The 12,491-nt window shown below is 44.9% G+C and carries 10 protein-coding genes; 9 read left to right on the forward strand and 1 reads right to left on the reverse strand.

All coding sequences use genetic code 11. The features are described 5' to 3' along the window. Positions 1-68: 68 nt before the first annotated feature. Genes M72_RS10740 through M72_RS10780 form a run of 9 tightly spaced genes read left to right on the forward strand, consistent with a single transcriptional unit; the run spans position 69 to position 10,989 of the window. Positions 69-533: an acyl-CoA thioesterase gene (locus M72_RS10740; protein WP_022046487.1), complete on the forward strand. Its 465-nt coding sequence runs from the start codon at positions 69-71 to the stop codon at positions 531-533. Continuing rightward, the gene (locus M72_RS10745; protein ID WP_055068223.1) at positions 530-2,317 is read left to right on the forward strand and encodes an aminopeptidase P family protein; all 1,788 of its coding nucleotides are present in this window, start codon (positions 530-532) and stop codon (positions 2,315-2,317) included. Before M72_RS10740 ends, M72_RS10745 begins: the two co-directional genes overlap by 4 nt. Before the next feature lie 27 nt (positions 2,318-2,344). Next, positions 2,345-5,032: a DNA polymerase I gene (gene polA / locus M72_RS10750; protein ID WP_055068224.1), complete on the forward strand. Its 2,688-nt coding sequence runs from the start codon at positions 2,345-2,347 to the stop codon at positions 5,030-5,032. Between the two features lie 40 nt (positions 5,033-5,072). Further along, a complete protein-coding gene (gene coaE / locus M72_RS10755) occupies positions 5,073-5,678 on the forward strand; it encodes a dephospho-CoA kinase (protein ID WP_082413885.1) in 606 nt (201 codons plus the stop codon). After that, a complete protein-coding gene (locus M72_RS10760) occupies positions 5,671-7,755 on the forward strand; it encodes a cell division protein FtsA (protein WP_055068226.1) in 2,085 nt (694 codons plus the stop codon). The genes coaE and M72_RS10760 overlap by 8 nt, the downstream gene beginning before the upstream one ends. Before the next feature lies 1 nt (position 7,756). Continuing rightward, positions 7,757-8,560 carry an MBL fold metallo-hydrolase gene (locus tag M72_RS10765; RefSeq protein WP_055068227.1) on the forward strand — a complete coding sequence of 268 codons (804 nt, stop codon included), beginning with the start codon at positions 7,757-7,759 and terminating at the stop codon, positions 8,558-8,560. A gap of 17 nt (positions 8,561-8,577) precedes the next feature. Beyond that, positions 8,578-8,862, forward strand: a complete 285-nt coding sequence (locus M72_RS10770) for an ACT domain-containing protein (protein WP_022046481.1) — start codon at positions 8,578-8,580, stop codon at positions 8,860-8,862. Positions 8,863-8,881: 19 nt separating this feature from the next. After that, positions 8,882-10,246, forward strand: coding sequence for a PFL family protein (locus M72_RS10775; RefSeq protein WP_022046480.1), 1,365 nt, complete (start codon positions 8,882-8,884; stop codon positions 10,244-10,246). A gap of 38 nt (positions 10,247-10,284) precedes the next feature. Further along, positions 10,285-10,989 carry an EAL domain-containing protein gene (locus M72_RS10780; protein WP_022046479.1) on the forward strand — a complete coding sequence of 235 codons (705 nt, stop codon included), beginning with the start codon at positions 10,285-10,287 and terminating at the stop codon, positions 10,987-10,989. 521 nt (positions 10,990-11,510) lie between these two features. Here M72_RS10780 and M72_RS10785 read toward each other — a convergent pair. Next, on the reverse strand, positions 11,511-12,260 hold the full coding sequence (locus M72_RS10785) for a helix-turn-helix domain-containing protein (protein ID WP_022046478.1): 750 nt from the start codon (positions 12,258-12,260) through the stop codon (positions 11,511-11,513). Positions 12,261-12,491 lie beyond the last annotated feature (231 nt).

Raw genomic sequence — 12,491 nt, forward strand, 5'->3', positions numbered from 1 at the left:
TTCATTGAATTTCTGGTCTGCTTGTGGCATAATATAGATGTTAAGTTTCTGTACAGGAGGTGTCTGATATGAGAAACGAGATACAGGTTGCCGGACAGCAGACCGGTATAAAATTACGCCCATATGAACATCATGCAAAATATTACGAAACGGATCAGATGGGCATCATTCATCACAGCAATTATGTGAAATGGATGGAAGAAGCGAGAATGGATCTGATGGATCAGATGGGGCTGAGCTATAAACAGATGGAAGAAATGGAAATTATCAGTCCGGTTTTATCCATTGCGGTAGAGTATCACAGTATGGTACATTTTGATGATACCGTTGTGATTCAGACGAAACTGGTGAAATATAACGGAATTAAGATGGAAGTCGAGTATGTGATGACGGACAAGGAAACCGGAGAACTGCGGACGACGGCGAGAAGCAGCCACTGCTTTTTGAACCGTTCCGGAAAACCGATTTCCCTGAAACGTTCTTATCCGGAACTTGATACGAAATTTTTTGAGATGAAGGAGGACATGCAATGATACCGGAAAGACTTGCTGCGCTCAGACAGGAGATGGAAAAAAGGGACATTGCAGTTTATATTGTGCCAACCGCTGATTTTCATGAATCGGAGTATGTTGGAGAATATTTTAAAGCAAGAAGATTTATTACCGGATTTACCGGTTCGGCCGGAACAGCAGTGATTACACGGACTAAGGCCGGACTGTGGACAGACGGAAGATATTTTGTGCAGGCGGCAAAACAGTTAGAAGGAACAACTGTGACACTGTACCGTATGGGAGAGGAACATGTTCCTACGGTTGATGAATATGTGGAACAGACGCTGAAAGAGGGCGGGACCATCGGATTTGACGGAAGGGTTGTCAATGGAAGATGGGGCGCAAAACTGCAGCAGATCGCAGAAAAGAAACACGGAAAACTTTATGTACAGGAGGATCTGATCGGACAGATCTGGAAAGATCGTCCGCCGATGTCCAAAGAACCTGTGTGGATTCTGGATGAAGCATACAGTGGAAGAAGTACAAAAGATAAGCTTGCCGCAGTCCGTGAAAAAATGAAGGAAAAAGGTGCAGAGGTGCATTTGCTGGCTTCTTTGTATGATATTGCGTGGCTTTTGAATGTACGTGGAAATGACATCAGTTATGTACCGGTTGTTCTTTCCTACCTGGCATTGACACAGGAACAGTGCATCTGGTTCCTGCAGGAAGAAGTTGTCGATGATACCCTGCGGGAATATCTGCAGAAGAATGGAATTACCACGCGTCCGTATGAGGCATTTTATGAGTATGTAAAAACACTGGAGAATCAGACGATTCTGCTTAATCGCGCTGTGGTTAATACAAAAATCTGTAATAATCTGCCGGAGTCTGCACAGATGATAGATGCAGAAGATCCGACGCTGGAGATGAAAGCTGTCAAAAATGAGACAGAGATTTCCAATACGAGAAAAGCCCATGTAAAAGATGCAGTGGCAATGTGCAGATTCATGTACTGGCTGAAGAAAAATGTGGGGAAAATTCCAATGACGGAAATTTCCGCATCGGATTATCTGGAGAGTCTCCGCAGAGAACAGGAAGGCCTGCTGGATTTGAGCTTTGATACGATCTGCGGGTATGCGGATCATGGAGCAATCGTACATTATGCAGCAACACCGGAAAGTGATGTTCCACTGAAACCGGAGGGACTTCTTCTGGTGGATTCCGGAGGACATTATCTGGAAGGTACGACAGATATTACGAGAACATTTGCACTCGGACCGGTGACAGAAGAGATGAAAGCGGATTTTACCCGTGTATGCAGATCCAATATGAATCTGGCAAATGCCCGTTTCCTGTATGGATGCAGCGGGATGAACCTTGATATTATCGCGCGTGAACCGTTCTGGGAAGCCGGACTTGACTTTAAACACGGGACCGGACACGGTGTGGGATATGTGCTCAATGTGCATGAAGGACCGAATGCATTCCGCTATAAAGGAACTGAGGATCGTCCGGGGGGAGCTGTTTTTGAAGAAGGAATGGTAACTACGGATGAACCGGGAATTTATATCGAAGGAAAATACGGAATACGTCTGGAAAACGAATTAGTATGCCAAAAAGGCGAAAAAAATGAATATGGTCAGTTTATGTATTTTGAAAATCTGACCTATGTTCCGTTTGATCTGGATGCTATCGATCCGAAACAGATGACGGAGGTTGAAAAGAAACGTCTGAATGATTACCATGCCAATGTATACAAAGTTGTTTCCCCGTATCTGCAGGGAGAGGAGCTGGCATGGCTGAAGGAGGCAACACGGGCAATATAAACCGTGGCCGGGAAGGAAATAGAAGTAATGAGTGAAAAGCTGGTGCTGATTGATGGACACAGCATATTAAACCGTGCATTTTTTGGACTGCCGGATCTGACAAATTCCGAAGGTCTGCATACCAATGCCGTGTACGGATTCTTGAATATTCTTTTTAAAATATTAGAGGAGGAACAGCCGGATTATCTGACGGTTGCATTTGATGTTCATGCACCAACTTTTCGTCATAAAATGTATGAGGCATATAAGGGAACACGAAAACCGATGGATGATGCCCTGCGGCAGCAGGTTCCGCTGATGAAAGAAATGCTTGCGGCGATGGGGGTCTGTACCATTGAGATGGAAGGATACGAAGCCGATGATCTTCTCGGTACACTTGCCGGAATGGGAGAGCGTGCCGGGATGGAAGTTTCTGTCGTATCCGGGGACCGCGATCTGCTGCAGCTTGCTACGGATCATGTCAGGATTCGTATTCCAAAGACGAAGCGTACCGGAACAGAGATTGAAGATTATCTGGCGGCAGATGTCAAAGAACGGTATCAGGTGACACCGAAGGAATTTATCGACGTAAAAGCCCTGATGGGGGATACGGCAGACAATATTCCGGGTGTGCCGGGAATTGGAGAAAAAACAGCGACTGCGCTGATCGGACAGTATGGATGCATTGAGGAAGTTCATGCACATGCGGATGTGGTAAAGCCACCGCGTGCATCCAAAAATATTGTAGAATACTGGGATCAGGCAGTGATGAGCAAAGAACTTGCAACCATCATCACAGATGTTCCGGTGGATTATGATTTTGCCAATGCAAAGATAGACGGAAAGGCTTCTCTGTATACAGAGGAAGCCTATTTGCTGTGTAAGAGACTCGAATTTAAAAATCTTTTGAACCGGTTTACCGTGGACGCACAAAAAAACCATGCGGAAGAAAGTTTTCAGATCGTAAAGGATCAGAAGACGGCAGACCGGATCTGGAAAAAAGCCGAGGGAAAAGAGGCAGGCTTTTATGTGGTGGAGCAGGGAGTACAAAACCAGCAGCTTTCCCTGTTTGATACCGCAGAGGAACAGAAATTTGCCGGGCTTGCCATTTCGTTTTCGGAAGAAGACAATTATCTTATGGTGGCTTCACAGGAACTTCCGGCAGAAAAATTAAAACAGGATCTGCTGGAACGACAGGAACTGTATGCGGCAGATTTAAAGCCGGCGCTGGCTGCTTTTGATCTGCACGATGTACCGGAAGAAATGAGAACCCGTTTTTTTGACCGTACGATTGCAGCATACCTGCTCAATCCACTCAAGGGAGCGTATCCATACGAGGATATTGCAAAAGACTATCTGGGACTGATGATTCCGTCGAGAACAGATCTGCTTGGCAAACAGATGCCGGGGGATGTCATCACGGAAAAGGAAGCGGATGTGCTCCGGTATGCCTGCTGGGAATCTTATATTACATGGAAATCAGCCGCAGTTCTTAAGGAAGGACTTAAGGAACATGGGATGGAGCAGCTGATGCGCGAAATCGAGATGCCTCTGGTGTTTGTCTTATCGGATATGGAACAGGATGGAATCTGTATCGATGCCAATGCATTAAAAGAGTATGGTCAGAAACTGTCGGTTTCCATCGGGGAACTGGAACAGAAAATTTATGAGGAAGCGGGAGAGACGTTTAACATAAATTCTCCGAAACAGCTCGGCGTGATTCTTTTCGAAAAGATGCAGCTTCCGAATGGAAAAAAGACAAAGACCGGTTTTTCGACTTCTGCAGAAGTCTTGGAAAAACTTGCCGGAGATTATCCGATTGTTGCAGATATTCTGGAATACCGGAAACTTTCCAAACTCAAATCTACCTATGCAGATGGTCTGTCAAACTTTATTGATGCAACCGGAAAAATCCATACAACGTTCCATCAGACGATCACGGCAACCGGGCGATTGAGCAGTACAGATCCGAATCTGCAGAATATCCCGATCCGGATTGAACTTGGAAAGATGATAAGAAAAGTATTTCATCCAATGCCGGGAGATTTGTTTGTCGATTCCGATTATTCACAGATTGAATTGCGGCTTTTGGCACATATGTCCGGTGATGAGCAGCTGATTGAGGCGTTCCGCGAAAATCAGGACATTCATCGAAGTACGGCATCCAAAGTATTTCATGTACCGTTTGATGAAGTGACAGACTTACAGAGAAGAAATGCCAAGGCTGTAAACTTTGGAATTGTATACGGCATCAGTGCCTATGGACTGAGTCAGGATTTAAATATAGGAACCAAAGAAGCGCAGGGATTTATCGACAGCTATTTTGAAACATATCCGAAGATCAAAGAATTTCTGGACAACACCGTAGCACAGGCAAAGGAAAAGGGATATACAAGAACTTTGTTTGGACGCATCCGTCCGATTCCGGAGCTGTCATCGGGTAATTTTATGACAAGACAGTTTGGCGAGCGTGTCGCCATGAATGCCCCGATTCAGGGAACGGCGGCGGATATTATCAAAATTGCCATGATCCGGGTACATGACCGTCTGATCCGGGAACATTTCCGTTCGCGTCTGATTTTGCAGGTACATGATGAACTGTTGATTGAGACTGCGGAGGAAGAAAAGGAAAAGGTCATTGCACTTTTGGAAGAAGAAATGCAAAAAGCAGCCGATCTGAAAGTGGAACTTGCCGTCGGTACGGCATGCGGACAGGACTGGTATGAGGCTCATTAAGAAAAATATACGAAAAGGAACAAACCCGGGAGGTGATGGAATGCGGTTTATTGGAATTACAGGAGGGGTGGGAGCAGGAAAATCTGCCATACTTGCACATCTTGCGTCAAAGCCGGGGATCAGGGTTATGCTGGCAGATGAGATTGCACATGATCTGATGCAGCCGGGGACGGAATGTTTTCAAAAGTTAAAAGAAAAATTTGCCGGGGAAGACATTTATCAGCCGGACGGATCGTTGGACCGTGCGCAGCTTGCAACTGTCATCTTTTCCGATGACCGGAAAAGAGAAGAACTGAATGCCATTGTACATCCGGCGGTCCGGGAATATGTTCTGCAACAGAAAGAGGCAGAGGAACGGGCTGGAAAACTTTTTCTGCTGGTTTTGGAAGCTGCACTTCTGATCGAGGAACATTATGATGAAATCTGTGATGAACTCTGGTATATTTATACTACAGAAGAAAACCGGAGAGCTCGTCTGAAGGCATCAAGAGGGTATTCCGATGCACATGTGGACCGGATTTTTGCCAGCCAGCTGAGTGAGGAGGAATACCGCAGACACTGCCGGGTGGTAATAGATAATAACGGGACACTGGAAGAAACACTGACACAGACAGAGGAAGCGCTGAGGAGAGAAGCATATGAATAACGTATTTGGTTTGGATATAGGAACCCGCAATGTGGTGGGAACGGTTGGACACCGGACAGAAGATGGAGCCTTTATTGTAGAGGCACAGTATGTCAGACAGCATGAGACACGGTCCATGCTGGATGGACAGATTCATGATATTGGAAAAGTGGCGCGTACGATTTCCGCTGTAAAAGCAGAGCTGGAGGCGCAGCTGGATGCACCGCTTTCGGAAGTGTGTATTGCAGCCGCCGGCCGTGTGTTAAAAACCGTCACTACGCATGTGGAGTATGAGTATGCGGAGGAGTCGGTCGTCACAGGAGAAGATATCCACACATTAAATCTTCTGGGGGTAGAGCAGGCACAGGATATTTTGCGGGAACAGAATGACACAAAATATAAGTTTTACTGTGTCGGATATTCGGTTGTGAAATATTATTTAAACGAAGAAGTATTTATCAGTATTGAAGGACATAAAGCAAATAAAATCGGTGAGGACATTATCGTAACATTTTTGCCGGAAGATGTTGTGGACGGGCTGTATTCCGCAGTCGGTCAGGCTAAAATGACGGTTGCCAATATGACACTGGAGCCAATTGCGGCGATCAATGTGGCAATCCCTGAAAATTTCCGGATGTTAAATATTGCACTGGTCGATGTCGGAGCGGGAACATCGGATATTTCCATCACAAGAGAGGGAAGTATCATAGCTTATGGTATGATTCCATATGCAGGGGATGAACTGACCGAGCTGATCGTGCAGCAGTATCTGGTTGATTTTCAGACTGCAGAGAAAATGAAACTGGCATCTTCGAGTGAGGATGAAGTGACATATGAGGATATTATGAGTATTTCCCATACAATTCCATCCAAGGAGATCTGGGAGCTGGTTGCCCCGACGGTGGAGAAGATTACTTCCGAGGTGGCTGCAAAGATCAAGGAACTGAATGGGGATAAAACCGTAAGCGCCTGCTTTGTTGTCGGTGGTGGCGGAAAGATTCACGGATTTACGGAAAAACTTGCCGGGCATCTGGATCTGCCGACGGAGCGTGTGGCATTAAGAGGCGAAGAAGTGCTTAAAGAAGTGACATTTGAGCAGGAAGATATCAAAAAAGATCCGCTGCTTGTCACACCGATTGGAATCTGCCTGAATTATTATGAACAGAAAAATAATTTTATTATGGTCCGCTTCAACGGAGAACGCCTGAAACTGTATGATAATAACAGACTTACCATTGTGGATGCGGCAATGCAGGCGGGATTTCCGAATGACCAGCTGTTTCCGAAACGCGGAATGCCGATCAATTTCACCGTGAATGGAGGCGCAAGAATCGCAAGAGGAGAGGCTGGGGAGGCCGCCATAGTGACGATGAATGGCCAACCGGCAAATATCAACACACCGCTGGAGCCAAATTCCGATATTACGATTGAGCCATCAACGGCAGGAGATAATGCGGTGTATACCATCGGACAGCTTCCGGAGTATCACGAGTCCGTGATTTCGTTTGTGATCAATGGACAGAACGTGGTATGTCCGAAATTTGTCGAGGTAAACGGAAGCCTTGAACCGGATTCCTATGAAATTCAGGAGGGAGATTCCATCGAGACACGGAATTTTTATACCGTTGCACAGATTGCAGAATTTATGGACGTGGAAATTGACCCGGACAGTGAAATTCTGGTCAATAACAGGGAAGCGGGGATGGAGACCCTGGTATACGAAAATTTCTCCATTGACTGGACACCGTTAAGCTTCGGGGTTGCGTCAGAGAGTGAGAATCGGTATAATGCAACAGAGGGGGTTACAGATTCCGCGGAAATATCGCGGGAAGAAATGACTCCGGAAACCTCCGGGGAGGCCAAGGCGGCTGAGTCGGAGAAAAAAGATACGGTCTGTGTTGTCACGGTAAATGGCGAGACGGTGGAACTTACGGGAAAAGAAGATTACATATTTGTGGATGTTTTTGACCGGATCACGTTTGATCTCAACGCCGGAAACGGACGTGCAATTGCAACGCTTGTAAATGGCATGGAAGCTGAATTTTCCCAGCCGCTTAATAATGGAGACCGGGTAGAAATTTACTGGAAAGAGAAATAGTATGTTAGAATTATGCAGTATTGCAAGTGGCAGCAGTGGAAACTGTATCTGTGTAGGCTCGGACGACCACCATGTGTTAATTGATGCGGGGATCAGCGGAAAGCGGATTGAGAATGGATTAAACGAGGTGGATTTAAAGAGTCAGGATATGGATGGGATTCTGGTTACACATGAACATCTGGATCATATCGCGGGACTTGGTGTTATGGCAAGAAGATATGGGCTGCCGATGTATGCGACGGCAGGAACCATTGAAGCCATTAAGAACACGCCGTCTGTGGGAAAGATCGACCCGGAATTATTTCATGAAATTGTTCCGCAGGAAGATTTTGTAATCGGAGACCTGACGATTACCCCGATCCATATCTCACATGATGCGGCGGATCCTGTGGCATACCGGATAAAAAAAGGAAACCGTACCTTTGCGGTAGTAACCGATCTGGGAAATTATGATGATGAGATTGTGCAGCAGCTGCAGGGACTTGATACTTTGCTGCTGGAGGCAAATCATGATATTCATATGCTCGAAACGGGCGTATACCCTTATCCGCTGAAACGCAGGATTATGGGAAACAGGGGACATCTGTCGAATGAGCGGAGCGGCCAGCTGCTCTGTGAACTTCTTCATGATAAATTCGGCACAGTGGTACTGGGCCATTTAAGCAAGGAAAATAATTACGAGGAACTGGCGTATGAAGCAGTGCGTCTGGAAGTTACGATGGGGGATAATCCGTACAAAGCGGATGATTTCCCGATGTATGTGGCAAAAAGAAATGCGGTTTCGCCTGTAATTCGTGCAGAGTAAAAAGGAGAGTTTATATTATGGAAAAAACAATGGACAAAGCAATTATTACAGTAGTAGGAAAAGATACCGTCGGTATTATTGCAAAGGTATGTACTTATCTTGCTGACAACGGCGTAAACGTGCTTGATATTTCACAGACGATTGTTTCTGGATTTTTTAATATGATGATGATTGTGGATATGGCAGATGCAAAGAAGCACTTTGCAGAGATTTCCGGAGAAATGGATGCATTGGGAGAAAAAATAGGCGTTTCAATCAAATGTCAGCGCGAAGAAATTTTTGAAAAAATGCATCGTATCTAAAACATGGAGGAAGCAAAGAATGATTAACAGCTGGGAAGTACAGGAAACCAACGAAATGATCGAGAAGGAGAATCTGGATGTGAGAACCATCACACTCGGGATCAGTCTTCTTGACTGTATTGATTCGGATCTGGATCGTCTGAATCAGAATATTTACAACAAGATTACAACCGTGGCAAAAGATCTGGTAGCGACCGGAGAAAAGATTGAAAAAAGTTATTCCATTCCAATCGTAAATAAGAGAATTTCTGTGACACCAATTGCGCTGGTGGGCGGTTCGGCTTGTAAGACACCGGAGGATTTTGCTACAATCGCCGCAACTATGGATCGTGCAGCAAAGACGGTCGGCGTCAATCTGATCGGCGGATATTCCGCACTGGTATCTAAAGGCATGACGAAAGCGGATGAACTTCTGATCCGTTCTATTCCACAGGCACTGCACAGTACTGAACGTGTATGCAGTTCCGTAAACCTGGCATCCACCAAGACGGGCATTAACATGGACGCAGTACGGCTTATGGGCGAGATTATTCTTCAGACGGCAGAAATTTCAAAGGACAACGATTCTGCCGACTGCATGAAGCTGGTGGTCTTTTGCAATGCACCGGACGATAATCCGTTTATGGCAGGAGCTTTCCATGGAGTGACCGAGGCAGATGCGATCATTAATGTCGGAGTCAGCGGACCGGGTGTTGTAAAAAATGCGCTGGAAAAAGTACGCGGAGAGAATTTTGAGGTTCTCTGTGAGACGATCAAAAAGACGGCATTTAAGGTTACCCGTGTTGGCCAGCTGGTGGCACAGGAGGCATCTAAGATGTTAAACATTCCGTTTGGTATCGTGGATCTTTCCCTGGCACCGACGCCGGCAATCGGAGACAGTGTTGCGGATATTCTCTGTGAGTGCGGTCTGGAGTATGCAGGTGCACCGGGAACTACTGCAGCACTTGCCATGCTCAATGATCAGGTAAAGAAGGGCGGCGTGATGGCTTCTTCTTATGTGGGTGGTTTAAGTGGTGCTTTTATTCCGGTCAGCGAGGATCAGGGGATGATCAACGCGGTAGAGGCAGGCGCAATTTCCCTTGAAAAATTAGAGGCAATGACCTGTGTATGTTCGGTAGGTCTGGATATGATCGCCATCCCGGGAGATACAAAGGCAACAACCATTTCCGGAATGATTGCAGACGAGATGGCAATCGGAATGGTGAACCAGAAGACAACCGCTGCACGTCTGATTCCGGCTGTGGGAAAAGGTGTGGGAGACAGAGTGGAATTTGGAGGATTGTTTGGATATGCCCCGGTTATGCCGGTAAACAAATACTCCTGTGATGACTTTATCAACCGTACAGGACGTATTCCGGCTCCGATCCATTCTTTTAAAAATTAATAGGTAAAAAACAGAAGTAGAAAATTTGGAGCAGATTTATGATAGCATATGAAAAATTACCGCTGGATAATGAAGTGAAGGCAGCTTTAGAAGGACTTGAGATTGAATATGTGTTCCAGCCGATCTTTTATAAAGATTGTGTGAGAATATATGCATATGAAGCGTTGATGAGACCAAAGAAGATGACGGTGGGGCAGCTGATTGATGAATTTGCCAGGGATGAGAAACTGCATATACTGGAAGTTGCCACTTTTTTTGGTGCAACACAGGCGTATATTGAGCGGGGATATCAGGAATATCTCTGTATCAATTCTTTCCCGTCGGAAAGTTTTACGGAGAATGAGGCAGAAGCATTTGATACTTATTTTGGAAACCAGAAAGGAAAAAGGATCATTGAGATTTTAGAGTATCCGAAAGTTTCCCTGCGCGAGTGGGTCAGAAAAAGTGAGATGGTCCAGAATAAGCACTGGAAGGTATCGCTGGATGATTTTGGCATGGGTGAAAACAATATGAATGCTGTATATCTGTATACACCGGATATCGTAAAACTGGACCGCTCCCTGATCTGTGGAATTGACAACGATGCCAGAAAACAGGAGAACGTCCGTACATATCTGGAAAGTTTCCATGAAAGAGGAATGCAGGTGCTTGCGGAAGGTGTGGAGACAAGAGAAGAGTGTGATTTTTTACGGTCTTTGGGAGTGGATCTGTTTCAGGGATACTATCTGGCTATGCCGGCATAAATACAAAAAGAGAGCGTGCGAAAGCACGTTCTTTTTTTAAAAAAATAAATTATCTGAAAAAACATAATAAAACAAACAATTATGAGAAATATAAAGGAAAAATAAAAAGAAATAAAAAAACAGGTTGACATAATGTAAAATGCGTGTTATATTTAAGACAACAAAAAAACAAGCAGCCATCACGAAGGGTGACGAGAAAGCTCTGGACGTGAAATCTAATGTAAGGAGGTACAGTCCAAAGGGAACATAAGCCATTGGCAGGGAGCAACCAAACACAGGTCATCAGGCTTCACTTGATGAAAGAATAAACATTCGGGAATGGAAACCAGTGACAGAGTACAAAAGAGAGCGGACAAAGAGGAACGGATAAAAGGTGATTTGTCCAGAACGTCATTTCGGTAAACAAAAGAAGAATGGATATAGAACAAAAGATGAAGTGAGGAGCAGTCCAATGGAGTGTGGAAATCATTAGGCGTCATCAGAAGTATCTGATGGCGTCTTTTGTTGTGCATGAATAAGAATTATCCACGGGTTTTGGAAATAACGTGACCAAAGATAATCCAGTGGGACATCTCCGATGCGTTATTACTGTCGATATAAAACGTCTGTCCGTAATAGGTGAGAGGTTCTAAGCGCCAGGGATCTGTCTGGCGAAGGCGGCGGATGTAAAGAAGACCGGTCACTTTGTTAATAAAAATACCGGTGTCGCCATCACGTATGGGATTCCGCGCGATTAATAAAATATCGTTTGCATGATAGACAGGAGACATATGATCACTTGTGACAAGAAGTGCACAATCAATCTGGTTTCCATAGCGTTTGCGGTATCCGGAAATATTGATTTTTTCGAGAGAACAGGAATCATACACCATTCCATCGTGCATGTTTCCACTTGGAATGATCATAGTGGTATAGTCCTCGCGGGAAACCGATGGAACCGTTTCCAGATTTCTGGCAAAATCGAATTCAAACTGTACAAGGGATTCAATAAAATGTAACTGTGTAGGCGAAAGATTGCGCATGCGGTCATAGGTCTGGAATAAATCAGAGGATTCGCCACATAATTCATAGAACATCTTTCCGGTAAGCTGGCTGAGCTTATATACGGTATAGACATCGACTTTTCCGGTATCCCCATTGGCAAGTCTTTTGTACGAGGAAAGGGACATATCTAGTGCTTTTGCCATATCCTGCTGTGAATAGCCGAGTTTAAAGCGCTCTCTTTCCAGATTTGTTCCAAGATTTCTGGATAATTGTTCGCGTGTCAGCATGAACCATCACCTCCAAATAAAATATCAAATCTATTATAATAATAAACGCTAAAAAGGTCAAATGACATATCGCGTTTCCGGATAAGGATCATTTCTGACCCCTGACCGACAAAAGTCGCCGGAAATATAAAAAAATTTAGCCCCGAATTGAAAAAATAGGAAAGATATAATCAATATGTAAATAAAAAGTCAAATTCAGTCAAAACAAAAAGAAAGGGGAAAGACGAAAGG

Origin of the sequence: Roseburia faecis (assembly GCF_001406815.1) — a bacterium.
Lineage (GTDB): Bacteria > Bacillota > Clostridia > Lachnospirales > Lachnospiraceae > Roseburia > Roseburia faecis.

Excerpts from the sequence above, each read along its gene's own strand:
- M72_RS10740 (WP_022046487.1), top strand. The coding sequence starts at position 69 with ATGAGAAACGAGATACAGGTTGCCGGACAGCAGACCGGTATAAAATTA.
- M72_RS10745 (WP_055068223.1), top strand. The coding sequence starts at position 530 with ATGATACCGGAAAGACTTGCTGCGCTCAGACAGGAGATGGAAAAAAGG.
- polA (WP_055068224.1), top strand. The coding sequence starts at position 2,345 with ATGAGTGAAAAGCTGGTGCTGATTGATGGACACAGCATATTAAACCGT.
- coaE (WP_082413885.1), top strand. The coding sequence starts at position 5,073 with ATGCGGTTTATTGGAATTACAGGAGGGGTGGGAGCAGGAAAATCTGCC.
- M72_RS10760 (WP_055068226.1), top strand. The coding sequence starts at position 5,671 with ATGAATAACGTATTTGGTTTGGATATAGGAACCCGCAATGTGGTGGGA.
- M72_RS10765 (WP_055068227.1), top strand. The coding sequence starts at position 7,757 with ATGTTAGAATTATGCAGTATTGCAAGTGGCAGCAGTGGAAACTGTATC.
- M72_RS10770 (WP_022046481.1), top strand. The coding sequence starts at position 8,578 with ATGGAAAAAACAATGGACAAAGCAATTATTACAGTAGTAGGAAAAGAT.
- M72_RS10775 (WP_022046480.1), top strand. The coding sequence starts at position 8,882 with ATGATTAACAGCTGGGAAGTACAGGAAACCAACGAAATGATCGAGAAG.
- M72_RS10780 (WP_022046479.1), top strand. The coding sequence starts at position 10,285 with ATGATAGCATATGAAAAATTACCGCTGGATAATGAAGTGAAGGCAGCT.
- M72_RS10785 (WP_022046478.1), bottom strand. The coding sequence starts at position 12,260 with ATGCTGACACGCGAACAATTATCCAGAAATCTTGGAACAAATCTGGAA.